General features: G+C 68.7%; 21 protein-coding genes. 17 read left to right on the top strand and 4 right to left on the bottom strand.

Features of this window, described 5'->3' with window-relative positions:
- Positions 1-533: 533 nt before the first annotated feature.
- The 4 genes from DIZ26_RS09105 to DIZ26_RS09120 all read left to right on the top strand — a co-directional run bounded on the left by DIZ26_RS09105 (position 534) and on the right by DIZ26_RS09120 (position 3950).
- Positions 534-1718: a hypothetical protein gene (locus tag DIZ26_RS09105; RefSeq protein WP_198676009.1), complete on the top strand. Its 1185-nt coding sequence runs from the start codon at positions 534-536 to the stop codon at positions 1716-1718.
- A gap of 18 nt (positions 1719-1736) precedes the next feature.
- Positions 1737-1922 carry a hypothetical protein gene (locus tag DIZ26_RS09110; protein ID WP_112239337.1) on the top strand — a complete coding sequence of 62 codons (186 nt, stop codon included), beginning with the start codon at positions 1737-1739 and terminating at the stop codon, positions 1920-1922.
- The gene (locus DIZ26_RS09115; protein ID WP_232828213.1) at positions 1919-2986 is read left to right on the top strand and encodes a tetratricopeptide repeat protein; all 1068 of its coding nucleotides are present in this window, start codon (positions 1919-1921) and stop codon (positions 2984-2986) included. The genes DIZ26_RS09110 and DIZ26_RS09115 overlap by 4 nt, the downstream gene beginning before the upstream one ends.
- Before the next feature lie 100 nt (positions 2987-3086).
- Positions 3087-3950, top strand: a complete 864-nt coding sequence (locus DIZ26_RS09120) for a CHAD domain-containing protein (RefSeq protein WP_112239338.1) — start codon at positions 3087-3089, stop codon at positions 3948-3950.
- Positions 3951-3955: 5 nt separating this feature from the next.
- Here DIZ26_RS09120 and DIZ26_RS09125 read toward each other — a convergent pair whose 3' ends face one another.
- Complete coding sequence (locus DIZ26_RS09125; RefSeq protein ID WP_112239340.1) at positions 3956-5119, bottom strand: DUF1015 domain-containing protein; 1164 nt, start codon at positions 5117-5119, stop codon at positions 3956-3958.
- A gap of 24 nt (positions 5120-5143) precedes the next feature.
- Here DIZ26_RS09125 and DIZ26_RS09130 point away from each other — a divergent pair, with 24 nt between their 5' ends.
- The 13 genes from DIZ26_RS09130 to DIZ26_RS09190 all read left to right on the top strand — a co-directional run bounded on the left by DIZ26_RS09130 (position 5144) and on the right by DIZ26_RS09190 (position 19285).
- Positions 5144-6256 carry an HAD-IIA family hydrolase gene (locus DIZ26_RS09130; protein WP_112239342.1) on the top strand — a complete coding sequence of 371 codons (1113 nt, stop codon included), beginning with the start codon at positions 5144-5146 and terminating at the stop codon, positions 6254-6256.
- Positions 6257-6387: 131 nt separating this feature from the next.
- Positions 6388-6978: a polyhydroxyalkanoate synthesis protein PhaF gene (locus DIZ26_RS09135; RefSeq protein ID WP_112239344.1), complete on the top strand. Its 591-nt coding sequence runs from the start codon at positions 6388-6390 to the stop codon at positions 6976-6978.
- 1 nt (position 6979) lies between these two features.
- Positions 6980-7603: a hypothetical protein gene (locus DIZ26_RS09140; protein ID WP_112239346.1), complete on the top strand. Its 624-nt coding sequence runs from the start codon at positions 6980-6982 to the stop codon at positions 7601-7603.
- A 32-nt stretch (positions 7604-7635) separates the two neighbouring features.
- Positions 7636-8451 carry a TlyA family RNA methyltransferase gene (locus tag DIZ26_RS09145; protein WP_112239348.1) on the top strand — a complete coding sequence of 272 codons (816 nt, stop codon included), beginning with the start codon at positions 7636-7638 and terminating at the stop codon, positions 8449-8451.
- 35 nt (positions 8452-8486) lie between these two features.
- The gene (locus DIZ26_RS09150; protein WP_112239350.1) at positions 8487-9431 is read left to right on the top strand and encodes an NAD kinase; all 945 of its coding nucleotides are present in this window, start codon (positions 8487-8489) and stop codon (positions 9429-9431) included.
- A gap of 4 nt (positions 9432-9435) precedes the next feature.
- Positions 9436-11163, top strand: a complete 1728-nt coding sequence (gene recN, locus DIZ26_RS09155) for a DNA repair protein RecN (RefSeq protein WP_112239352.1) — start codon at positions 9436-9438, stop codon at positions 11161-11163.
- Between the two features lie 143 nt (positions 11164-11306).
- Positions 11307-12488: a putative cytokinetic ring protein SteA gene (gene steA / locus DIZ26_RS09160; RefSeq protein ID WP_112239354.1), complete on the top strand. Its 1182-nt coding sequence runs from the start codon at positions 11307-11309 to the stop codon at positions 12486-12488.
- The gene (locus DIZ26_RS09165; protein WP_112239356.1) at positions 12485-13426 is read left to right on the top strand and encodes a copper transporter; all 942 of its coding nucleotides are present in this window, start codon (positions 12485-12487) and stop codon (positions 13424-13426) included. Before steA ends, DIZ26_RS09165 begins: the two co-directional genes overlap by 4 nt.
- A 15-nt stretch (positions 13427-13441) precedes the next feature.
- Positions 13442-14257, top strand: coding sequence for a hypothetical protein (locus DIZ26_RS09170; protein WP_112239358.1), 816 nt, complete (start codon positions 13442-13444; stop codon positions 14255-14257).
- The gene (gene murJ, locus DIZ26_RS09175) at positions 14236-15861 is read left to right on the top strand and encodes a murein biosynthesis integral membrane protein MurJ (protein WP_232828214.1); all 1626 of its coding nucleotides are present in this window, start codon (positions 14236-14238) and stop codon (positions 15859-15861) included. Before DIZ26_RS09170 ends, murJ begins: the two co-directional genes overlap by 22 nt.
- The gene (locus DIZ26_RS09180) at positions 15858-16883 is read left to right on the top strand and encodes a glycosyltransferase family 4 protein (RefSeq protein WP_112239360.1); all 1026 of its coding nucleotides are present in this window, start codon (positions 15858-15860) and stop codon (positions 16881-16883) included. Before murJ ends, DIZ26_RS09180 begins: the two co-directional genes overlap by 4 nt.
- A gap of 21 nt (positions 16884-16904) precedes the next feature.
- Positions 16905-18638 (top strand): CTP synthase, encoded by a 1734-nt coding sequence (locus DIZ26_RS09185; RefSeq protein WP_112239362.1) that lies wholly within the window; start codon positions 16905-16907, stop codon positions 18636-18638.
- A complete protein-coding gene (locus DIZ26_RS09190; protein ID WP_112239364.1) occupies positions 18635-19285 on the top strand; it encodes an NUDIX domain-containing protein in 651 nt (216 codons plus the stop codon). The genes DIZ26_RS09185 and DIZ26_RS09190 overlap by 4 nt, the downstream gene beginning before the upstream one ends.
- A 70-nt stretch (positions 19286-19355) precedes the next feature.
- Here the strand turns inward: DIZ26_RS09190 and DIZ26_RS09195 are convergent, their stop codons facing one another.
- The 3 genes from DIZ26_RS09195 to DIZ26_RS09205 all read right to left on the bottom strand — a co-directional run bounded on the left by DIZ26_RS09195 (position 19356) and on the right by DIZ26_RS09205 (position 24032).
- Positions 19356-20084, bottom strand: a complete 729-nt coding sequence (locus tag DIZ26_RS09195; RefSeq protein WP_112239366.1) for a peptidylprolyl isomerase — start codon at positions 20082-20084, stop codon at positions 19356-19358.
- 27 nt (positions 20085-20111) lie between these two features.
- Entirely contained in the window at positions 20112-23510 is a 3399-nt protein-coding gene (locus DIZ26_RS09200; protein ID WP_198676010.1) for a GH92 family glycosyl hydrolase, read from the bottom strand.
- A gap of 171 nt (positions 23511-23681) precedes the next feature.
- Positions 23682-24032 carry a VOC family protein gene (locus DIZ26_RS09205; protein ID WP_112239368.1) on the bottom strand — a complete coding sequence of 117 codons (351 nt, stop codon included), beginning with the start codon at positions 24030-24032 and terminating at the stop codon, positions 23682-23684.
- Positions 24033-24145: the final 113 nt, after the last annotated feature.

Below are 24145 nucleotides of genomic sequence, written 5' to 3' on the forward strand. Positions count from 1 at the left end.
CAGCGCCGATGGTACTGCGACCGGGAGGTCGTGGGAGAGTAGGACGTCGCCGGACATTCACACTGTTAAGGGCCACCCACACGGGTGGCCCTTAACATTTGTGCCGGTGGTCTTGCCGGTAGCTTTGTCTGAGCGCAACACGTCGTACCGATCGATAGGAGTCACCGTGGCTACGCCACCTCGCAGCCCCCGTTCTGGCCCGGGCGACCGCTCTGGCCGAGGTTCGTCCGGCGGATCAGGCCGTGCCGGCGGCTCAGGCGGCGGTCGCTCCGGCGGATTCCGCGGCGGCTCCAGCGGCTCGGGCGGCCCCCGCGGCGGTTCCGGCGGCGCCGGCAGCTCTGGCGGTGGCTACCGCGGCGGTTCCGGCGGCACCGGTGGTTCCGGCGGCGGGTATCGCGCGAGTTCCGGCGGTACTGGCGGCTCCGGCGGCGGGTATCGCGGGGGTTCTGGCGGTACTGGTGGCTCCGGCGGTGGTTACCGGGGCGGCTCTGGTGGATCCGGGGGGTCCGGCGGTGGGTCGCGTGCGGGCTCTGGTGGATCTGGTGCTGGTTCCTCCGGGGGTGGTTACCGCGGGGGTTCTGGCGGTGGGTACTCGGGCGGTTCTGGGTCGGGTGGTTCCGGTGGTGGGTATCGCGGTGGAGCCGGTGGGTCCGGTGGAACTGGCGGTACCGGTGGTGGCTACCGCGCTGGGGCCGGTGGGTCTGGGCCTCGCGGCGGTGCGCCGCGGAGTGGTGGTGCTCGTGGGCCGCGCCGTGACGAGCGGCCGGAGCCGAAGCGGAACACGCGGTGGGATGACAGGGGTGCTCCTGGCCGCGATCCGTTCCGTGGTCAGTTGGATGGACCTGATGAGCGTGGGCCGCGTCGTGACGACAGGTCTGCCTCCCGAGACGACCGTGGCGCTTCGCGTCGCGATGATCGTGGTGGATCCCGATGGGAGAGCCGCGGTGGCTCCGCTGGAGACGATCGTGGCACCGGCCGTGGTGCTCCCCGGCGTGACGACCGGAGCGCTTCCCGTTGGGAAGACCGGGGTGCGGGGCGTGGCGATGACCGCAGTGCACCTCGTGACGACCGCGGTTCCTCTCGCTGGGAAGGCAGAGGCGCCGCCAGCAGCGACGACCGTGGCAACTCCCGCTGGGAGAACCGCTCCGGCGGCGACGACCGTACGTCCCGTGGGGACGATCGTGGGAATTCGCGCTGGGAGAGCCGCGGGGCTTCGGGTGGCGACGAGCGTGGTGGATCGCGCTGGGAAGACCGTGGCGCGCGTGGAGACGACCGTAGTGCGCCTCGCCGTGACAACCGTGGGGCCGCGGGCGGCGACGCCCGTGGTGGATCGCGCTGGGAAGACCGTGGTGCGTCGCGTGGTGATGACCGTGGGGCTCCGGGGCGTGACGACCGGGGTGGTGCTCGCGGGGATGACCGCGGTGGTTCGCGCTGGGGTAGTGCGCCGCGGTCGGATGAGCGCGGGGCTGGTGGTTCCCGTTGGGAGGACCGCGGGGCGTCGCGTGGGGACGATCGGGGTGCGCCTCGGCGGGATGACCGGAGTGGTGAGCGTGGGGCGTCTGGTCGGGATGATCGTGGGGCTGCTGGGCGTGGGGCTCCGCGGCGCGACGATCGCAGTGCCCCGAGGCGTGACGATAGGAGTGGGCCGCGCCGGGATGATCGACCTACTGGGTTCAAGGGTGGCGAGCGGACTGGGCCTCGGAGTGATGATCGGGTAGGGGCTGACAAGCCTCGTCGTGACGATCGGACCGGGTATCAGGGTGAGCGGTCGCCTCGGCGCGATGACCGTGGTGGTCGCGACCAGCGTGGTGGTCCTCGCCGTGGTGATCGTCCTGAGCGCGGTGGACGTGGTGACGACCGCCGTGGTGGGGTCGGCCGGAGCGACGAGGAGAGGGTTGGCCCGCGTCGGGACGATCCGGTGATCCCGGCAGGCATCACCGGCGCTGAGCTGGACAAGGGTGCGAAGGCGGAGCTGCGGTCCTTGCCGCGCAGCCTGGCGGACCTGGTCGCGCAGCACTTGGTGGCCTCTGGGCAGTTGCTGGACGTCGACCCGGAGCTGGCGTATCAGCACGCCAAGACTGCTCGGCGGCTGGCGGCGCGGCTGGGCGGCGTACGGGAGGCTGTGGCTATCACGGCGTACTTGGCTGAGCACTACGACGAGGCGTTGACCGAATTCCGTGCGGTACGGCGGATGACGGGGAACCACGAAGTGCTGCCGATGATGGCTGACTGCGAGCGTGCGCTCGGGCGGCCGGAGAAGGCGCTCGCGTTGTCGCGGGAGAAGCAGGTCGTGCTGCTCGAAGAGGGTTCGCAGATGGAGATGCTCATCGTCGCGGCCGGCGCGCGTCGCGACATGGGACAGACCGCTGCGGCGATCCAGACGCTCGAGGTACCGGAGCTGACGAAGCGGACGCGGGCGGAGTGGTTGCCGCGACTGCGGTATGCGTACGCCGATGCGCTGGCGGAGGCGGGTCGTACCGAGGACGCGCTGGTGTGGTTCCACCGCGCGGCCGGGGTGGACCAGGACGGTTCCACGGGCGCGGCTGAGCGTGCGGCCGAGCTGGAAGGTCTGCAGTTCACCGACCTGGACGACGAGGACGAGTTCGACAGCGACGACGATCTCAAGCCCGACGAGCTGGTCGAGAACGACTCCGTCGACGATCAGAACGACTCCGTCGACGATGAGGACGACGAGTTCGTCGACGAGGTCGAGGACGACGCCGAGACCGCCGAGGACGAGCTGGTTGAAGACGTGGACGACGAGCCCCTCACCGAGGAGGCTGAGGTCACCGACGACGTTGACGACGACGAGGCTGAGCCCGTGACCGACAATGTTGAGGACGACGAGGCTGACGTTGACGACGACGAGGCTGACGGCACCGACGACGTTGAGGACGACGAGGCTGGTGATGTCGAGGTCGGTGAGGCTGAGGATGACGAGGCTGATGTGGTCGAGGGTGTTGTGAAGGACGACGAGAAGGACTGAGTCGAGTGACGGCCCAGGTGGGAGGTGAGCGATCGCCTTCTGCTTGGGCCGTTTGCTGTGTCGGGAGCGGGCATCAGGCGCTGTCGGTGAGAATGGGGCGGTGGAGAACCCGGAGAAGCTGACGCCCGAATCGCCGGTGGGTTCGCTGGTGGGGGAGGCGCTGACCCGGGGTACGCAACGGCTGTTGCGGGCGATCGCCATGGTGGAGAACTCCGAGGACGACGCGATCCACCAGGTGCGGGTTTCCTGCCGGCGGTTGCGCAGCGACCTCAAGCTGTTCCGCAAACTCCTGGCCGGCGAATGGGCCGACAAGCTGCGGACCGAGCTGTCCTGGCTGGCCGCCAGTTGCGGCGAAGCCCGCGACCTCGAGGTGATCGCCGCGCTGGTCCGCGACAACGCGACCAGTGAAGACGACCCCGACCACCTCGCGGCGATTCTCACCACGCTGACCGTCGGGCTGGATCGGGCTGCGGCGAGATCCGCCGAAGCGGTCACCGGAGATCGCACGGCCCGGCTGGTCAACACACTGCAGACCGTCGGAGCACGCCCCAAGCTCAAGGCAAAGGCTGAAAGCCCCTGCGTCGAGGTGCTGCCGCAACTGCTCGACTCGGCCCGCGGGAAGTTCAACGACGCGGCCGAGAAGCTGAAGCCCTGGACTCCCGACGACGACTGGCACGAGGTGCGGTTGCTGGCGAAGCGAGTCCGGTACGCCGCCGACACCACCGCGTCCGTGCTCGGCGACGAGGCGAAGGAGACCGCGATCCAGGCGGCGCGATTCCAGGAGCTCCTCGGTCAGCACCAGGATCATTGCGCGGCCGCCGATGCCCTTCACCTTTTGGCCAAGGACGCTGCTGGACAGTCCGACGCCCGGATGTCCTTCTCTCTCGGTCGTCTGATCGAGCGGCACCGAGCTGCCCGCAAGCCCCTCCGCGAGGAGTTCCTGACCCTCTACCACCGGCCGTAAGAAGGTCAGCTGAGCGTGCGGAACAGCAGTCCCACGCGCGGTTTGGGACCGAACGACGTGGCCTTCTGCGGCAGTACGGCGCCGCGCAGAGCGGACCGTAGTACCTGATCCATCCGGGGCGCTACGAGCTCCACAGCGGCCTGTGTGGGCCCTGCCAGCGCTGTGGCGTCCGTGAGCGCGTGGTGGAAGGAGATCTCGTCCACAGCGACGCCCCAGGCCGGCAGCAGCTCGTCGTGCAGCAGGGAGACTGTCGGAGCCACCTGGCCCTCAGTGGAATGCACGGTGACCCATGAGGTCCCGTCGAAGATGGCGATCCTGTCGGGCACGCCTTCCACCCGCCCTGGCAGCACCTCCCAGCCGTCCGGCGTACGGGCTTTGACCAGGTCGAGGGTGAGGCCTGGGACGACTCGGTGGATCGGGTCCAGCGTGAGCGGGTGCCGCTCGTTGTCGACCAACATGGCGAGGCCGACGTCGGTGCCGGGACGGTTCGGCGAGCGGCGAGAGCGTTCCAGGTACGCCGCGTAGCGGTGGTGGCCGTCGGCGATCAGGGCCTCGCGGCTCGCGAGTTCGGCGGCGATCGCGGCGAGCTTGTCCGGGTCCTCGATCCGCCAGATCCGGTGATGCGCGCCGTTCTCGGTGTCCGCGACAAGCCACGGTACGCCGGAGCGCGCCTCGTCGACCGCGTCGCTCGCAGTACCGCCACCGCCGTACGCGAGCAGGATCGGCTCGAGATCGGCGTCGGTCGCCTCCATCAGGTCGTACCGGTCGTCGACCCAGTGCTGCATGACGTTCTCGTGCGGCAGCACGACCTTGCGGGCCGGGTCGAGACCCAGCGCACCGACCAGACCCACCAGCGTCGCGCCGCCGAGCCGCTGCTCGTAGACGTACAGCGCGGGCCGGCGATCCTGCACCACGATGCCGTCGCGCTGCCAGCCGACCAGCCGTCGCGCGGGCTCGTCGTACCGGCCGCGACCGAGGTCGGGATCGCGTGGAAGGATGAGCCTCACCATGTTGTGCAGATCAGAATCAGTCAGCCGCCGGACCAGGGCGGGTTCCAGCACGTCGTACGGCGGCGAGGTCACCGCGCCGAGTGCGCTCACCTTCCCCGCGACGAACCGCCAGGCGCGCAGTGGTTGCAACCGCAGCACGCTTTCGGTGGCTTCCGACATGGGCGGCATCGTACGGGGGGAAGGGTGACGAGAACACAGGAATCGCCCCCTCCACTGTCGGCATGTGACGAACCGCTCGCCAGCCGGTACGACGTGGCGCTGCTGGACTTGGACGGCGTCGTGTACGTCGGCCCGGATCCGGTCCCGGATGCGCCCGACCACCTCCGCAAGGCGGCCAAGGACGGCATGCGGATCGGGTACGTCACGAACAACGCCAGCCGGCCCGCCTCCGCGGTTGCGGCGCACCTGGCGTCGTTCGGGCTGGACGTGATCGCCGAGGACGTGGTGACGTCGGCGCAGGCGGCCGCCAAGCTGATCGCCGGGGAGTTCCCCAAGGGTTCGCCGGTGCTCGTGGTTGGCGGTGAGGGACTCTACGTCGCGCTGGAGGAGTACGGGCTGAAGCCGGTGCACAGCAGCGATGCGGACCCGGTCGCCGTCGTCCAGGGCTTCCACCCGGAGGTGAACTGGGTGATGCTCGCGGACGGCGCGCACGCGATCAACGAAGGTGCCCGCTGGTACGCGACCAATCTCGACCTGACCATCCCGACGGCCGGCGGCAAGGCACCCGGGAACGGCACGCTGGTGCAGGCCGTTCGCGCCGCGGTCGAGGTGGACCCGATCGTCGCCGGCAAGCCTGAGCCACCGCTGCTGGAGACCAGCATCGAGCGGCTGGAAGCCGAACGGCCGTTGATGATCGGTGACCGGCTCGACTCCGACATCGAAGGCGCGAACGCGGTCGGCATCGCCAGCCTGTGGGTCGCCACCGGCGTGCACGGCCCCCACGATCTCGCGGTGGCGCCGAAGAACCAGCGACCGACGTACATCGCCGCCGATCTCGCCGCACTGGCCCAGAAGCAGGCGGGCGTCACGGTCGACGGGAGCAAGCACAGCTGCGCGGGCTGGACGGCCGAGGTCGTGAACAGTGCCGTCTCGGTGACCGGCGAAGGAGCGCCGTACGACGGTTTGCGGGCGATCCTCTCGGCCGTGTGGGCCGCGGCCGACGGGACCCCGAAGAACGAGACCAAGCCCGCGGCGAAGGGTGCCTCGCGGGCGCGGCGGCCGCTGCCGAAGCCGGCGCCGACGGCGGAGTCCATTGCTATCGACGCGGCCCTGCGGAAGGTCGGACTGGCGAAATAGCAGCGTCCGGTACGAGAACTCGGGCTGGCGGAAGGCATGGGTGGCCTGGTAATGCGCGGTCGGCGCGATACCGTGGCAGGCAACGAGGCCCGGACCGTTGAGGCGAGGACGAAGTTAGCAAGGAGGCAGTCATGGTGATGGATGCACTGCGCGGCTATGTACAGCTGGCGAACGGTCTGACCGAGGTGACGAAGCAGCGGGCCCAGCAGGCCGCCAAAGCGCTGCTGCAGCAGACCGGTGCGGACGCGCTGACCACTGGCCTGACCGGCAAGGTGACCGAACTCGCGGACGAGATCGTTGCCACCAGCAAGAGCAACCGCCAGCTGCTGCAGGCGATCGTGGCGAACGAGGTCGAGGGCGCGGTCGCGCGACTCGGGTTCGTCCGGTCCGAAGAGGTCGCGGCGCTGACCCGGCGGGTCGAGGGGCTGGAACGCGAGCTGGCCGACGCGAAGGACGAGCTGGCAGCGAAGGGTTCGGCGGCGACGTCGGCTGCCGGCGCGACCTCGACGCCGGCTCCGGTGAAGGCTGCTGTTCCGGTGAAGGCCGCGAAGAAGGCTCCGGTCAAGAAGGCGCCGGTGCAGAAGGCCGTGGCGGAGAAGGCACCGGTGCCGAGCCCGGTCGCCAACAAGGCGCCGGCGAAGAAGAGCACGGCGAAGAAGAGCGCGGCGCAGCAGGCCGTGGTGAAGAAGGCGGCCAAGAAGGCCGCGGCGAAGAAGGCCTGACGTGACGGATCATCCCGGCGAGCAGTTCCCCTCGGAGGTCGACCCCGACGTCGAGCCCGGGTACGAACCGGAGCCCGACGAGAGCCCCGAGCCGGACTACGACTCCGAGCCCGGCGCACAGTCGACGTACCGGCCGAGTCAGCACGGCGTCCCGCACACGGACCCGCTGCTGGCCGGCTTCACCCTGTACGGCGAACTGCCGGCTGAAGAAGAAAATACCGAGCAGGCTTTCGAGGCGTCGCTGGTAGTGGACGAGGTCGAAGAAGAGCCTGCAGTAGACGAGTTGGGCGAAGTAACAGAGCCAGCAGAAGAGCCACAGGAAATAGTCATTCCTCGGCCCTCTGTTCCTTCTCCAGCGTCGTTCCAGCCCCGGCCGCCTGTCCCGTCTCCGGCTTCTTTCGAGCCCCGGCCGCCTGTCCCGTCTCCGGCTTCTTTCGAGCCCCGTTCGCCAGAGCCTGTGCAGGAGCGGGACGAGGATGCTCCGCACCCGTTGGTCGAGGAGGCGATGGCTCGGCTGGACGAGTTGCGGGAGCGGCCGGTCGCCGAGCATGCCGAGGTGTATGCGGATCTGCACGAGCGGTTGCAGACCGCGCTGGTCGAGGCCGACGCCGAGGACCGTGGCTGAATGAGTGAGGCTGAATGAGTAGGGCAGGCTGAGTGGCCAAGGCAGTCAGGCGGTCCCGGCTCGACGCTGAGCTGGTCCGGCGCGGCCTGGCGAGGTCCCGGGAGCACGCCAGCGAGCTGATCGCCGCGGGCAAGGTGAAGGTCTCGGGCACGGTCGCGAGCAAGCCAGCCACTGGGGTCGGCGCCGACGCGCCGATCCTGGTGGACACCTCTGAGACCGACGACCCGGGCTATGCCTCGCGCGGAGCCCACAAGCTCGTTGGCGCACTGGAAGCCTTCACCGGCGTACAGGTGAAGGGGCGTAGGTGCCTCGACGCGGGTGCGTCCACCGGTGGGTTCACTGACGTCCTGCTGCGCAATGAGGCCGCCAGTGTGATCGCTGTCGACGTCGGCTACGGCCAGCTGGTCTGGGCGCTGCAGACCGACGACCGGGTCACCGTGATGGACCGTACGAACGTCCGAACCCTGACGCTGGAGGACATCGGCGGCGTACCGGTCGACCTCGTCGTCAGCGATCTGAGCTTCATCTCGCTCACTCTGGTGCTGCCGGCGCTGCTCGGCGTGGTGACGCCGGACGGCGACTTGGTGCTGATGGTGAAACCGCAGTTCGAGGTCGGCAAGGAGCGGCTGGGCAAGGGCGGTGTCGTACGGGACCCGGAGTTGCGGGCCGACGCTGTCCGCGGGGTGGCGGCGAAAGCAGCCGAGCTCGGCTGGGGCGTCGAGTCGGTGGCGGCCAGTCCGCTGCCCGGTCCGTCAGGAAATGTCGAATACTTCCTGTGGATACGGCGTTCTGCACCTGCTCTCGATGAGACGATGCTCCGGACCGCTATCGAGAGCGGTCCGCAGTGACCGGAGAGCTGGAAGTAGAAGAGGTGGGGAGCCCCGTGGTCGAGCAGGCGTCCGATCCGCGGCGGGTGCTGCTGGTCGCGCACACCGGCCGCGAGTTCGCCGTCGAGGTGGCGCGCGAGGCGCACCGGCTGCTGACCGGCGCGGGCCTGGTGGTCCGGCTGGTCGGCGACGAGGCGGAGGCGCTTGAGCTGGACCCGGTCGAGATCGCGTACGACGCGGAGAAGGCGGCCCAGGATGTCGAGCTGATCATCGTGCTCGGCGGCGACGGGTCGATCCTGCGCGGCGCCGAGCTGGCCCGCCCGCACGGGACGCCGGTGCTCGGCGTCAATCTCGGACACGTCGGCTTCCTGGCCGAGGCCGAGGTCGACGACCTGGAGCGGATCGTCCAGGTCGTGGTCGACCGGACGTACACGGTCGAGGAGCGGATGACGCTCGCGGTCGACGTCTGGGTCGACGGCGAACTGGTCTTCGACACCTGGGCGCTGAACGAGGCGAGCGTCGAGAAGGCCGCCCGGGAGAAGATGCTCGAGGTGCTGGTCGCGGTCGACGGCCGGCCGCTGTCGCGCTGGGGCTGCGACGGCGTCGTGGTCGCAACACCGACCGGCAGTACGGCGTACGCGTTCTCCGCCGGCGGCCCGATCGTCTGGCCCGAGGTCGAGGCGATCTTGATGGTGCCGTTGAGCGCGCACGCGCTGTTCTCCCGGCCGATCGTGGTGGCGCCGACGTCGAAGCTGTCGGTCGAGCTGGTCGCGGCCTGGCACGGGCGCGGGGTGTTGTGGTGCGACGGCCGGCGGATGGTCGAGGTCCCGCCGGGTGCCCGGATCGAGGTCCGGCGCGGCAAGATGCCGGTCCGGCTGGCGCGGGCGCACGAGGCCTCCTTCACCGACCGGCTGGTGGCCAAGTTCGACCTGCCGGTGCTGGGCTGGCGTGGCACGGCCGAGCTGAATCGGCGCAAGCAGAGCGCACAAGAGGAGAAGTAGGGCGATGATTTCCGAGATCCGCATCACCGGGCTGGGCGTGATCGAGGACGCCACCTTGGAACTCGATCCCGGCTTCACCGCGGTCACCGGTGAGACCGGCGCCGGCAAGACGATGGTCGTCACCGGCGTGAACATGCTGCTCGGCGGTCGCGCGGACAGCGGCCTGGTCCGTCACGGCGTACGGCGTGCGCGGGTCGAGGGCAGGGCGCGCAACGTGCCGAAGTCGATCGTCCGGGAGGCCGAGGAGCGCGGCGGCGAGCTGGATGACGACGACGAGTTGCTGATCGCCCGCGAATTGTCGTCCGAGGGCCGGTCTCGGGCCTTCCTGGGCGGCGCCTCCGTGCCGGTGTCGGTGCTCGCCGAGGTTTCCGGCGACCTGGTCGCGATCCACGGGCAGGCCGACCAGTGGCGGTTGCTGCAGCCCGCGCGGCAGCGGGAGACGCTGGACACGTTCGCCGGCAAGGCGGTGCTGGTGCCGCTGGGGGAGTACGCGTCGGCGTACAAGCGGCATCGTGAGGTGGAGGCCGAGCTGATCGAGCTGACCACCCGGCAGCGCGATCGCCTGGCCGAGGCGGATCTGCTGCGGTTCGGGCTCGACGAGATCGCGAAGGCCGAGCCGTTGCCGGGCGAGGACCGCGAACTGGCGGCCGAGGAGGAGCGCCTCGCGTACGCCGATGGCCTCCGGTCGGCGGCCACCACGGCCGGCGACGCGCTCGCCTCCGACGACCTCGATTCGAGCCGGCCGAACGACGTACTGGGCCTGCTCTCGCTGGCCAAGCAGGTCCTCGACGGCGAGCGTGAGCACGACAACAAGCTCGCCGAACTCGCCGACCGGGCCGGCGAACTGGGCTATCTCGCGGCGGATCTGGCCGGCGAGCTTTCGTCGTACGCGGCCGATATCGACACCGATCCGGCCCGGCTGGCCGTGGTGAGTGAGCGGCGAAGCCTGCTGACCGGCCTGGTCCGCAAGTACGGCGACCAGGAGGGCACCGTCGACGAGGTGCTCGAATGGACCAAGCGATCGGCCGCCCGGCTGGCCGAGCTGGACGGCAGCGACGAGCGGGTCGAGTTGCTGACCGCCGAGCAGTTGGAGCTGCAGGCGCAGCTGAAGGATCTCGGCAGCCAGGTCAGTGCGGCTCGCAAGGAAGCGGCCGCGCGGCTCGGGGTCGCGGTGTCGGCAGAGTTGAGTGGCCTGGCGATGCCGCACGCGACGCTGACCGTCGAGGTGCACGAGACGACCGCAGGACCGTTCGGTGCCGACGAGATCGAGTTCTGCTTCGCGGCGAACCCGGGCAGCCCGGCGCGCCCGCTGCAGAAGGCCGCCTCGGGCGGTGAGCTGTCCCGGGTCATGCTCGCGCTCGAGGTGATCCTGTCCGACACGCACCCGGTGCCGACGCTGGTCTTCGACGAGATCGACGCCGGGATCGGTGGCCGGGCGGCGGTCGAGGTCGGCAAGCGGCTGGCCCGGCTGGCGGAGAAGGCGCAGGTGATCGTGGTGACCCACCTGCCCCAGGTGGCCGCGTTCGCCGACCGGCACGCGGTGGTGCTGAAGAGCGACGACGGCTCGGTCACCACCAGCGGCCTGGTCGCGCTGGACGACGACGCCCGGCTGAAGGAACTCTCCCGGATGATGGCCGGCCTGGAGAACTCCGACGCGGCCCAGGCACACGCCGAGGAATTGCTGGCGCTGGCGGCGGAGCGGCATACGAAATCACGCAAGAAGAAGCGCTGATCGTCACCGTCGGTGCCCGCTTGCTCACCACTGGGTCAAAAGGATGATTCAGCGGGTTGTCAGCGGGTACGAGAATGTGAATGAGTCTGCCCCGGGTTCAAAAGGCGGGCGGAAGGCTCTTGACATGGCAGGATGAGAGCGCGATGAAACTGCCCAGCCTGCGTCGAGCACGCCCCACTGAACTGCCCGGGATCACCGGAGTGGTCCGGCTGGATCGCCGTACCAAGAATCTCACCAAACGGCTTAAGCCGGGCGAGATCGCGGTGATCGACCATGTCGACCTGGACCGGGTCAGCGCGGAGGCCCTGGTGGACTGCCGGGTCGGCGCGGTCCTCAACGTGTCCGACTCGATCTCCGGCCGCTATCCCAACCTCGGGCCCGAGATCCTGGTCGAGGCCGGGATCCCCTTGGTCGACGGCATCGGCCGCGAGGTGTTCTCGGTGCTGCACGAGGGCGAACGGGTCCGGGTCCACGACGGCGTGCTGTACCGCGGCGAGGAAGTCATCGCCAAGGGGCTGTCGCAGGACACCCAGACCGTAGCCGAGCAGATGGACGACGCCCGCGCGGGCCTGTCGACCCAGCTCGAGGCGTTCACCGCGAACACGCTGGAGTACCTGCGCCGCGAGCGTGACCTGCTGCTCGACGGCGTCGGCGTACCGGCGATCCACACGCCGATGGACGGCAAGCACGTGCTGATCGTGGTCCGCGGGTACGACTACCGCGAGGACCTCGTCGCGCTGCGGCCGTACATCCGGGAGTATCGCCCGGTCCTGATCGGCGTCGACGGTGGCGCCGACGCGCTGGTCGAGAACGGCTACGTGCCGGACGTGATCGTCGGCGACATGGACTCGGTCAAGGACGAGACGCTCAAGTGCGGCGCCGAGGTGATCGTGCACGCCTACCGCGACGGTCGCGCGCCGGGCGCGGAGCGGCTCGAGCGGCTCGGGGTGGACTCGATCGAGTTCCCGGCCACCGGCACCAGCGAGGACGTCGCGATGCTGCTGGCCGATTCCAAGGGTGCGTCGCTGATCGTCGCGGTCGGCACCCACAACTCGCTGGTGGAGTTCCTCGACAAGGGGCGCTCCGGGATGGCGAGCACCTTCATCACCCGGTTGCGGGTCGGTGCCAAGTTGGTGGACGCCAAGGGTGTCGGCCGGCTGTACCGCAGCAGGGTGTCTACCTTCCAGGTGATAGCGCTGATCGTGGCCGGGTTGTTCGCACTGGGCGTGGCGATGGTGGTCATCGGTGCCGACGACGTGCTGTGGTCGATCATGAAGGCGCGCTGGAACGACTTCGTTTACTGGATCCGGGAGCTGTTCACGTGATCGACTTTCGCTACCACATCGTCTCGATCGTGGCGATCTTCTTCGCCCTGGGCGCCGGTGTGGTGCTCGGTGCCGGGCCGCTGAAAGGGACCGGCGCCGACGTCGTCCAGGCGCAGGCCAAGAAGGACCGGGCCGCGCTGGAGGATGCCCGCGCCGAGCTCATCCAGGCACAGTCGCTGGACAAGTACCGCGACGACTACGTCGCCAAGGTGACCGCCGGGCTGACCGTCGGCAAGCTGACCGGCAAGCGGGTCTGCGTCGTGACGATGCCCTCGGCCGACGGCGACCTGGCGAACCAGGTGCAGGACACGATCGAGGCGGCCGGCGGCCAGGTGACCACCCGGATCGCGCTGGACAGCAAGCTGTTCGACCCGGGTCAGCGGCAGCTGGTCGAGCCGCTGGTCAACGAGCTCGTCACCGCCGACGTGACCTTCCCGGCCGACAGTACGACGTACCAGCGGGCCGGCATGATCCTGGCCCGCGGCGTCGCCGGCAAGGAAGAGGGCAAGCTGGTCGACTCCGAGGCGACCAAGATCATCAGCGGACTGACCGGCTCGAAGCTGCTGTCGCTGAAGCCGACGCCGAAGGACCGCTGCAGCCTGGCTGTGGTGGTCGCCGCGGACCCGCCGACGCCGGCCCCGGACAACTCGTCGTACAACGACGCGGTGGACTTCGCCGAGGGACTGGATGCGGGCAGCGCGGGCGTGGTGGTCGCCGGGACGCCGGACACCGCGCAGAACGGTGGCCTGCTGAAGTCGCTGCGCGGTGACGCCGACGCGACCAAGAGCCTGTCCTCCGTCGATGTCGCGAACATGCCGAGCGGTCAGGCGACGATCGTGTTCGCCCTGGTCGAGCAGGCCGGCGGCAAGGCGGGCCAGTACGGCGGTGTCGACGCCAAGAACGGTGTCGCGCCGACCGCGGTCCAGGCGAAGAACTGAAAGGCTCGAAAGCCAATGGGTTTGGGGAAGTTGGGCACCGCGCTGGTGTCCGCGGCGGCCGCTGCTGCCGTTGAGCGAGCCGCTGCGAAGCTGCCGAAGGAGAACCGGGCGCCGTTCGAGCGCACGAACCATCGCGGCGAGACGGTCACGTTGCTGGAAGGCCCGGTGGCCGTGCTGGGCGCGCTCGCCGGTGTCGCCGCCGGAGCTTCTGGGCGCGAACGTACGGCCGCGCTGATCGCCGGCTCGGTGTCCGGTGCCGTCGGCGCGTACGACGATCTTGCGGGAACCACGACCACCAAGGGTTTTCGCGGTCATCTGAGTGCGCTGCGGCGCGGTGAGGTGACCAGCGGTGCGGTGAAGATCCTCGGGGTCGGCGCGGCCGGACTCGTTGCCGCTGCCTTGCTGCCACGCCCATCGAAGGGTTTCGGTGCCGCAGTCGGGATCGTTGCCGACGGCGCCTTGATCGCCGGTACGGCGAACCTCACCAACCTGATGGACCTCCGCCCCGGACGCGCCTTGAAGGCGGTGACCGCGCTGAGCGCTCCGGTGGCTCTGGTCAGCGGATCGGCGTCGGCCGTGGTCGGTGCGGCTGCCGCAGCGGCGCCCGCGGATCTCGGCGAGCGCTCGATGCTCGGCGACTGCGGCGCGAACGGCCTCGGCGCGATCACCGGTACGGCGTTGGCCGCGTCGCTACCGCGTCCGCTCAAGGTGCTGGTGCTGGGTGTGGTCCTCGCGTTGAATCTCGCCAGCGAGAAGGTCAGCTTCACCAAGGTGATCGCCGAGACTCCGGCCCTGGACAAGATCGACCAGTGGGGCCGACGACCCCGGTGACCACCGGTGGTCGGATCGCCCGGGCCGCTCTGCTCGTCGCGGGCGTCACGGTCCTGGCGCGCGTGGTCGGGTTCGGGCGATGGCTGGTCTTCTCCAAGACGGTAGGCGCCGGGTGTCTCGCCGACGCCTACGCGACAGCGAACCAGCTTCCGAACGTCCTGTTCGAGATCGTGGTCGGCGGTGCACTGGCCGGTGCGGTGATCCCGGTGCTGGCCGGTCCGGTGGCTCGCGGCGATCGCGCCGCGCAGGGCCGGATCATCGGTGCACTGCTGAGCTGGTCGCTGGTGCTGCTGACGCCGTTCGCCTTGCTGGCCTGGTTGTTCGCCTCGCGCTACACGGACGCGATGCTGGACGCCGGTCCTGAGTGTGGTGGTTCGTCCGCCACAGCGACGCGGATGCTGCTGATCTTCGTACCGCAGGTGTTCGGCTATGCGGTCACAGTGGTGGCGACGGCTGTGCTGCAGTCGCACAAGCGGTTCGCGGCCGGTGCTGTGGCTCCTCTGGTGTCCAGCCTGGTCGTGGTGGCGACCTACATCGCCTTTGCTTCTGTAGCTCCTGTTGCCGACCAGGCTTCGCGGGGAGCTTCCGACTTGCTTGCCTGGGGCACCACCTTCGGCGTACTGGCACTGGCCCTCACCGTGCTGGTGCCGATGCTGTTGCTGCGCTTGCCGATCAAGCCGACGCTGCGTCTCGACCCCGGGGTAGGACCGGTACTGCGGAAGCTCGCTGCGGCCGGCTTGATCGTGTTGGTTGCCCAGCAGGCGGCGTTCCTCGTCACGACCTACTTGGCGAACCACCGAGGCGCTGCTGGAAGCATCGCCGTCTACACCTGGGCGAACGCGGTGTACCTACTGCCGTACGCAGTACTGGCTGTTCCGATCACCACGGCGGTCTTCCCGCGACTGGCTGCCGCTTTCGATTCGCGGGACTTCGCAGCCTTCGACCTGTACGCCGGTGGCTCTACTCGTGCAGTCATGCTCGCTGGTGGAGCCGGTGCCGCTCTCTTGGTGGGTACTGCGGTACCGGTGGCGCGGATCTTTGCTTACAACGACGGCCGGGTCGTGGAGTCGCAGGCGTCGTCGCTCGGCGCTGGGCTGGTTGCCTTCGCACCGGCGATCATCGGCTTCTCCGTATTGATGCACCTCGGCCGCGTGCTCTATGCGCGGCATGCTGGCCGTCAGGTCGCACTGGTCACTGGCGGCGCCTGGTTGGCCGTGGCGGTTGCTGGAGTGCTCCTGACCTTGGAGTGGGACGGGCTCGACGCAGTCGGCGCTCTGGCGGCTGCGATGTCGGTCGGCATGGTCGGGGGAGCAGTGGTGTTGCTTGTGGTGTTGCGGCAGATCGCCGGACCTGGTGTGCTCAGCGGGTTGCTGCGCGCCACAGTGGCTGCCTTGCTGGGTGCTGTGGTTGCCGGAGCGGTCGGTTGGGTTGTGGCGTTGCCTGCGGGTGACGGTGGCTGGGAGAGCGCCTTGGTGTTCTCGGTGCTATCCGGGCTGGCCGTAGTGCTCGTGTACGGCGGTGTCGTGGTGGCTGTCGATCGTTCGGACACTCGCGTGTTGCTGCGGCGTGGAGTCGTCCCCACTGGTGCGGAGGAAAAGCAATGAGGATCGGCCTGCTGCTGGCGGAGTCGCGGGGCGGGATCGGTCAGCACGTCGCCTCACTCGTACCGCGATACCTCAAGGCCGGCCACGAGGTCGTGGTCTGTGCACCGCCCGGTACTACGGATCACTTCGACTTCGGCGAGGCTGTGGTGGTCGCCCAAGCTCCTGGGTTGCGTGGCTGCGACGTGATCCACGCACACGGCTACCGGGCCGGTATGACGGCACTGCGCGATCGGTCGCGGCTCCGGCCGCTCGTGGTGACGTGGCACAACGCAGTACTGGCTCCTGGGCCGCGCGGGGTCGTGATGCGGCTCGGGCAGCGTTTGGTGGCTCGTGGTGCCGATCTGACTCTGGGGGCGTCCAGCGACCTGGTGGAGCTCGCGCGTTCGCTGGGTGCTCGGCAGGCGCGTCTCGCGCCTGTTGCCGCGCCTGCGATGCCAGAGGTTCGTACGCCGTCGGCTGCTGTGCGGGAGTCGCTGGGGCTTGGTGATGGACCCGTCGTGCTCACTGTGGGTCGTCTCGCTCCGCAGAAGGACTACCCGACGCTACTGTCGGTAGCCGCGCTCGTGGCTGAGGACCGGCCGGACGTGGTGTTCCTGGTGGTAGGTGACGGGCCGCTGCGGGACAACTTGCAGGCGCGGATCGACGCTGAAGGGCTGCCGGTGCGGTTGCTGGGCCATCGGAGCGACGTCGCGGATCTGCTCGGGGCTTCGGATGCGTTCCTGTTGACTTCGCACTGGGAGGCGCGGGCGCTGGTGCTCCAGGAGGCGCTGCAGGTCGGCGTACCGGTGGTGGCGACGGCGGTCGGCGGCGTACCGGAGCTGGTCGGCGACAGCGCGGTACTGGCGTTTCCGGGGGACTCGCGGGGGCTGGCGGACGGCGTACGGAAGGTTCTGGACGATCCCGCCGCAGCGGCCGCTATGCGGACAGAAGGCCTGAAGTTGGCTGCCGGATGGCCGGACGAAGACGAGGTTGCAAAGAATCTGTTGGACATCTACGCGGGTCTCGTCGCGACCACTGGTTGACAAGAGGTAGCCTTAAAGCCCGTGGACAGAGCTTCGTTCGGGCAGCAGACCAAGCACGTATTCGTCACCGGCGGCGTCGCCTCCAGTCTCGGCAAGGGGCTGACGGCTTCCAGCCTCGGCAGTCTGCTGACGGCGCGGGGCATCCGGGTGACCATGCAGAAGCTGGATCCGTACCTCAATGTGGATCCCGGCACCATGAACCCGTTCCAGCACGGCGAGGTGTTCGTCACCAACGACGGCGCCGAGACCGACCTGGACATCGGGCACTACGAGCGGTTCCTCGACCGCGATCTCTCCCAGGTCGCCAACGTCACCACCGGCCAGGTCTACTCGTCGGTGATCGCGAAGGAGCGCCGCGGCGAGTACCTGGGCGACACCGTCCAGGTGATCCCGCACATCACCAACGAGATCAAGGAACGGATGCTGGCGATGGCCGGCCCCGACGTCGACGTCGTCCTGCACGAGATCGGCGGCACCGTCGGCGACATCGAGTCGCTGCCGTTCCTCGAGGCCGCCCGGCAGGTCCGGCACGACGTCGGCCGCGACAACGTCTTCTTCCTGCACATCTCGCTGGTGCCCTACATGGCCCCGAGCGGTGAGCTGAAGACCAAGCCCACCCAGCACTCGGTCGCGGCGCTGCGGTCGATCGGTATCCAGCCCGACGCCATCGTGTGCCGCGCCGACCGGGACATCCCGGACAACGTGAAGAAGAAGATCTCGCTGATGTGCGACGTCGACATCGAGGCCGTCGTGGCCGCTGTCGACGCGCCCTCGATCTACGACATCCCCAAGGTGCTGCACGCCGAAGGGCTGGACGCGTTCGTCGTACGGCGGCTGAACCTGCCGTTCCGCGACGTCGACTGGACCCGCTGGGACGAGTTGCTGCGCGTGGTGCACCAGCCGGCCGACGAGGTCACCGTCGCGCTCGTCGGGAAGTACATCGATCTGCCGGACGCTTATCTGTCGGTTGCCGAGGCGCTGCGGGCTGGTGGGTTCGACAACGACGCCAAGGTGAATCTGCGCTGGATCGCCTCGGACGAGTGCGCTACTCCCGAGGCGGCGGCTCGGTTGCTCGGCGATGTGGACGCGGTCTGCATTCCTGGTGGCTTCGGGGTGCGCGGGATCGAGGGGAAGATCGGCGCCATCCGGTACGCGCGGGAGAACGGCGTACCGATCCTTGGGCTTTGCCTCGGGCTGCAGTGCATGGTGATCGAGGTCGCCCGGGATCTCGCCGGGTTGGTCGAGGCGAACTCGTCCGAGTTCGATGCCGATGCGTCGGAGCCCGTCGTGGCGACGATGGAGGAGCAGAAGCACATCGTCTCCGGTAGTGGCGACCTGGGCGGGACGATGCGCCTCGGGTTGTATCCGGCCAATCTGGCGGACGGGTCGATCGTGCGTGGGCTCTACGGGTCGCCTTCGGTACAGGAGCGGCACCGGCACCGTTACGAGGTCAACAACGCTTACCGCGACAAGCTGGAGACGGCTGGGCTGGTGTTCAGCGGGGTCTCGCCGGACAACGAGCTGGTCGAGTTCATCGAGCTGGACCGGTCGTTGCACCCGTACTTCGTGGCCACGCAGGCGCACCCCGAGCTGCGGTCGCGGCCGACGAAGCCGCATCCGTTGTTCTCCGGGTTGATCGCGGCGGCGTTGGTGCGGCAGCGGGAGTCGCGGTTGCCGGTGGACGAGGTGGCGCTGAAGAAGGCCACTACTTCCAAGAAGGCTGCTGCCGCCGCTGAACCGGTGAAGGCGCGATGAAGGACCACCCTGTACTGCGGTTCGGTGCGGGGCTGGCCGACTCCCGGGAATCCTGGGACGTCGCCTCGTCCGAGGTAGTGCACTCGACCGGCCGGGTGATCTCCGTACGGCGGGACCAGGTGGTCCCGCCTTCTGGTGGCGAGCCCTTCGTACGGGACGTCGTCGTTCATCCTGGCGCTGTCGGGGTCGTCGCGCTCGACGCTGACAACCGGATGCTGCTGGTGCGGCAGTACCGGCATCCCGTCGGCTACCGGTTGCTGGAGCCGCCCGCCGGGCTGCTCGACGTGGCCGGCGAGGACTACCAGATCGGCGCGGAACGGGAGCTCTGGGAAGAAGCCGCCACCAAGGCAGCCGACTGGCGCGTCCTGGTCGACGCCTTCACCTCCCCAGGTCTCACCAACGAGGCGGTCCGGATCTTCCTGGCCCGCGAGCTGTCAGAAGCCTCCGAGGTCTACGACCGCCTCCACGAAGAGGCCGACATGGAAACAGTCTGGGCCCCCCTCGTCGACGTCGTAGGCGCCGTGTTGGCCGGCGACCTGCACAACCCCATCCTCGTCATGGGTGCCCTAGCAGCCTGGGCAGCCCTCAACGGCCCCGGCTTCGACAACCTCCGCCCGGCCAACTCTCCTTGGCCCGCCAAAGACTGACCCACGCAGCTCCTCCGTCACCGCTCCCACCGTCCAGCCGTGGGTGGGAGCGCTGACGGAGCCGCGTGGGTTAGTGGCCTAGTTGGCGGGCGATGAGGATGTTGGTGGTGCGGACGGGGGTGCCGTCGACCGGGGCTGGGTCTTCGGGGGTGGGTTGGACGCCGGCGGCGGCTACGCGGTCGAGGGCGCGGAGGCCTAGGCGGTCTACGGTGCCGAAGACTGTGTAGTTGGGGCGGAGGCGGGAGTCGGCGAAGACCAGGAAGAACTGGCTGCCGTTCGTGTTGGGGCCCGCGTTGGCCATCGCAAGGGTGCCTCGGGCGTAGACCTTGCTGGTGCCGGTCGGGTCGGTGGGCCAGTTCGGGAGGTCGGTGGGGAGTTCGTCCTTGTACGAGTAGCCGGGGCCGCGTTCGCCGGTTCCCGTCGGGTCGCCGCACTGGAGGACCTTGAGGGTCGAGTACAGGGTCAGCCGGTGGCAGGTGGTGAAGTCGTAGAAGCGGCTGCGGGCGAGGTGAAGGAAGCTCTGCACCGTGCAGGGTGCCTTGGCGCGGTCGAGTGACAGCAGCATCGGGCCCTGGTTGGTGGCGAGGACGACCTTCACGATGCCCTTGTTCGGGGTGTTCACCGGGTCGGGCGGCAGGGACACCGGACGCGGCGACGGGTCGTCCGGCGTCGCGGTGTACTGGCAGGGGCCGCTGGTGGTGACGGCGTCCGCGACGGGTGCTGCCGAGGCGGTCGGGGCGGTGGTCAGCAGTCCTGCGATGGTCAGCGCGCTGCACGCGATGACAGTGGTGACTCTCATCGATCTGTCTCCTAATGGGCGTCGGGATCAGCCGGTGGCCAGCGTGAAGATCCGCAGGTCGCGGTTCTTCGGCAGCGTCACGCTAACCGGCGTCTTGCCCGTCGGGAAGGTCATCGGTGCGGTGGCGAAGATGTTGGTCGCCACGTTGTCGCGCCCACCGCCTGCTTCATTCCGGTACGGCGTGGTCGCGACCACCAGGTTGCCGAAGTGCACGGCGTCGCCGCCGCCACCCAGCGTCCAGTCGCTGAAGGAGAGGTCGATCGGCGCAGTACTGCCGTCCGAGAACGTCAGGAGCCCCTCACCCTCCTGGTTGCCATTCACTGCGCTGCCGACGAACGACAGCTTCGTGGCACCGGCTGGGAGGTCCAGGTTCAGCAGTTGCCCGTCAGCAGGCACGTTGTCAGGCTCCCCAGCCGGTACGCCGGGCCAGGTGAACGTCAGCCCCTCCTGCGTCACAGTGCTGCCCGGGCTGAGCCCTGCGGCGGCAAGAGCCTGTCGCGAGTAGCTGACCCCGCCGCCATCGTAGTCGGCTTCGTTGTGATCGCCCGCGTCGTCAGAGACGGCCACGCCTTCGCGCAGTACGGAGAAGGTGTTCGGCAGGCCCACAACAACGGTGAACCCGAGCCGGGGGAGCGCAGTACCGTCTGCTGCCTTCAATGCCACAGTGACCTCGTAGCGGCCGTCCGGCGTACCAGCGGCTGCACTGATTCGTACTGGAGCTCCACCGACGCCACTGGCCGGATCGACTGTGAAAGAACCACTGGCAGGCGACGCAGTAAGTCCTGCAGGGGTTGTCACCGAGTACTGCACAGTGCTGGCGGTTCCATTCAACCGGTGCGCCTTGATGGTCACCGGATCGCTGGTGGCGCCAGGGGCGACGACAACGCGGCTCGCATCGGTTGCAGTCTGGAAGGGGATCTCGCCGGTGCGCCACGATGGCGGTGCGTCGGCAGCAGCCGAGCCCCAAGCGGTGTTGGCCGCAGTACCGAGCTTGAAGTCGAGTGTGCCGCCATGGCTCACGAAAGACTCGGGCAGCCACGGCTTGCTCGTACTACGTCCGTTCACCCTCAGGCTCTGCACATAGGTCGCTGGTGCTCCAGGTGCGTTGATGCGGATGGTCCGACCGCTGTCGCGATGGATTACTGCACGCGGGAACAACGGTGCGGCTACCTGTAGGTCTGCGCGACTGGGCACGTCCGGGTAGAGCCCGAGCGAGCTCCACACGAACCACGACGACATAGCGCCCAGGTCGTCATTGCCAGGAATACCGCCGGTCGTGGTGTTCCACAGCTGCGTCATTGCCTGCCGCAACGTTTCTTGTGTCTTGTAAGGCTGCCCGGTGTAGTTGTAGATCCAGGGCGTGTTGATCGACGGCTCATTGTCCATCTCGGCGTGCAGATCGCCGGACTTCGTCAGGGCCCAGTTGCCGTCGGCATCCTTGAAGAACGCGTCGAGCCGTGCGGTCGCGGCAGCAGTACCGCCCATTGCGTCGAACAGCCCAGCCCTGTTGTGCGGAATCATCCACGTGTACTGCGCGCTGCTGCCCTCCGCGAAGCCGTCGCCGGTCGCGGGCTCGAACGCCGGCCAGGCGCCGTTGTCGTCGCGGTTCTGGATGTAGCCGCCGTTCTCGGGATTGAACACGTTCTGCCAGTACTGCGACCGCTTCAGGAATTGGTCGTACATCGCCTTGTCGCCGGTCCGCGCGGCGAGCTGTGCGAGCGCGAAGTCGTCAGTGCTGTCCTCCAGCGTCTCGACCGCACCACCCCAGGCGTTGGACTTGGTGGGCAGGTAGTGCAGCGCCAGGTACTTGTCGAGCGAAGGACGCTGCCCGATCGACATCACTGGCTTACCGGCCGAGCTGAGGTCGCTGGCGGTCGGCACAGTGGCTGCCTTAACCAACGACTTGAGCGCAGTGCGTGCGTCGAAGTTCGTACCACCGAAGGCGTAGATGCCGGCAACGGCCGGAGCAGACGGGTCGCCCGTCATTACCGCAGTACTGCCCGATGCGTGCGTCCAGCGATCCCAGATGCCGTTGTTCTGCTGGGCTTGGTTCAGCAGCGACTGGGCGATGTCACCGGCCTTTCGTGGTTCCAGCAGCGTCAGGAGCTGCAGCTGCGACCGGTAGACGTCCCAGCCCGAGAAGGTCGCGTACTGCGCTGCCTGTCCGTGCTGCACGCGGTGCGGCTTCTGGTCGAAGCCCCAGTACTGGCCGTTGACGTCGCTGAACACGTTCGGGTGCAGCAGTGCGTGGTACAGCGCGCTGTAGAAGGTAGTGCGCTGCTCGGCCGTACCGCCGCCGATCTCGATCCGGTTGAGCTGGTCGCGCCAGGCCTGCTTCGCCCGCGCCGCTGTCTTGGCCAGTGAGGTGCCGCGCGGGTTCTCGGCCCTCAGGTTGGCAGCAGCGTTGGCCGCGCTCACGTACGAGATGCCGACGCGCATCGTGACCGTCTTGGCGTCGAACCCGACATAGCCGCCCGAGCCCTTGTTCGGCGGCATCCACCCATCAACCCCGTACGACGTACCGCCGTGTGCGCTCGTCGACCCAGGGGTGACCGTCGTGTCCTGCCAGGTTCCCGTCTTCGCGAACGGCTGGTCGAACTCCGCGACGAAGTGCAGCGTGTAGTAGCTGCGCCGGCCGACCGAGGCGAGGTACCCGCAGAAGTTGCCGCTCGTCACCGACCCGGTCACGGTTCGCTTCGCAGGGTCGATCGAGAGCTGGGCGTCGCTGGAGCCGACCTCGGAGTTCGACGTACGGAACATCACCGTGGCCGGTTTGTCCTGCGGGAAGGTGAAGGCCGCGGACCCGGTGCGGGTGGTCGCGGCGAGTTCGGCGGTGGCGCCGGAGTCCAGGCCGACCTTGTAGTAGCCGGGCCGGGCGACCTCGTTCGCGTGCGAGAACGTGCTCGCGTAGACCTCGTCCTTGGCGTCGGTTTGCGGCGACGAGGTCACCTCCCCGGCGTACGGGAAGATCGGGATGTCGCCCGAGCCGCCGGCGCAGCCCGTGCCCGACATGTGGGTCAGGCTGAAGCCGCGGATCTTCGAAGCGGAGTACAGGTAGCCGCCAGGTGCGGCGGTGCGGTAGGCGTTGCCGCGGCTGGTCTCGGGGCTGAACGAGAACATCCCGAACGGCGTGACCGCGCCGGGGAAGACGTTGCCGGCGTTCGACGTGCCGATCAGCGGATCGACCTGCTCGGTCGGGTCGGCCGAGGTTGTGGTGATCCTGCTGGCGCCGACCGGCTCGGGCGCTCTGAGGTTACGTAGTACGGGATCTGGTGGCGTGGCGGTCGTTGGATAACTGGTCTGCCTTGCGTGGTTGCTGGGCGGTGCGGGGCTGGGGCCGGCTTGCGCGGTGGCGGCGAGGGCCAGGGCCGAGATCACCGACCCGGCCAGTACTGCGGACGCACGACGGCTGCTGCGATTCTTCATGGGGTTCCCCACCTTCGACGTCGAGACAACGTCGCCTCGCAGAACGCGGCGACGGGGTCACGGGCGGCGTGACATCGTTGTCAGCAATAGATAGCCGAGCCGATGGGGTGAGTCAAGAGTTCCGGCACGTTCCGCAACTACACGCTGCCGGAGCGCGACCGTGGCGCGGTGCTAGAGGTCGTACGCCGGTGGGTGCCGCGGCTGGTAGAGCCCGAGTTCGCCGCCGCCGGGAAGACGGATCGAGGTGAGGATGCCCCAGCGCTGATCCTCGACCGGCCGGACGAACTCGACACCCCGCGCGGTCAGCTCCGCAACCGTCTGCTCGAGGTCGTCGCACATCAAGAACAGCTCATGCGCTTCGGATTGGTCGGCGGGGTGAACGGCGACCTCGGCCGGCGGCAACTTGAAGATCAACCACCCATGCCCGGCATCGACATGCGGATACCCGAGCACCTCCTCGAAAAACTTCCGATCCGCCTCGGCGTCCCGGCTGTAGATGATGACATGCGCACCATTGATCACCCACCCGACGATAGGTACCCCCAGACCCGTTGGCGATGGGTCCGACGAGCGAAGGGTGCGACGAGCGGGCAACTGACGGACGAGGTGCGAGCGGGCGCTTCGCACGAGTAACC

Source organism: Kribbella monticola (assembly GCF_003261635.1).
In the GTDB taxonomy this organism is placed as follows: Bacteria; Actinomycetota; Actinomycetes; order Propionibacteriales; family Kribbellaceae; genus Kribbella; species Kribbella monticola.

What these genes read in the sequence shown, in the direction of transcription:
- DIZ26_RS09125 (WP_112239340.1), bottom strand. Translation starts at nt 5,119, where the DNA reads ATGTCGGAAGCCACCGAAAGCGTGCTGCGGTTGCAACCACTGCGCGCC.
- DIZ26_RS09135 (WP_112239344.1), top strand. Translation starts at nt 6,388, where the DNA reads ATGGTGATGGATGCACTGCGCGGCTATGTACAGCTGGCGAACGGTCTG.
- recN (WP_112239352.1), top strand. Translation starts at nt 9,436, where the DNA reads ATGATTTCCGAGATCCGCATCACCGGGCTGGGCGTGATCGAGGACGCC.
- steA (WP_112239354.1), top strand. Translation starts at nt 11,307, where the DNA reads ATGAAACTGCCCAGCCTGCGTCGAGCACGCCCCACTGAACTGCCCGGG.
- DIZ26_RS09170 (WP_112239358.1), top strand. Translation starts at nt 13,442, where the DNA reads ATGGGTTTGGGGAAGTTGGGCACCGCGCTGGTGTCCGCGGCGGCCGCT.
- DIZ26_RS09180 (WP_112239360.1), top strand. Translation starts at nt 15,858, where the DNA reads ATGAGGATCGGCCTGCTGCTGGCGGAGTCGCGGGGCGGGATCGGTCAG.
- DIZ26_RS09190 (WP_112239364.1), top strand. Translation starts at nt 18,635, where the DNA reads ATGAAGGACCACCCTGTACTGCGGTTCGGTGCGGGGCTGGCCGACTCC.
- DIZ26_RS09195 (WP_112239366.1), bottom strand. Translation starts at nt 20,084, where the DNA reads ATGAGAGTCACCACTGTCATCGCGTGCAGCGCGCTGACCATCGCAGGA.
- DIZ26_RS09200 (WP_198676010.1), bottom strand. Translation starts at nt 23,510, where the DNA reads ATGAAGAATCGCAGCAGCCGTCGTGCGTCCGCAGTACTGGCCGGGTCG.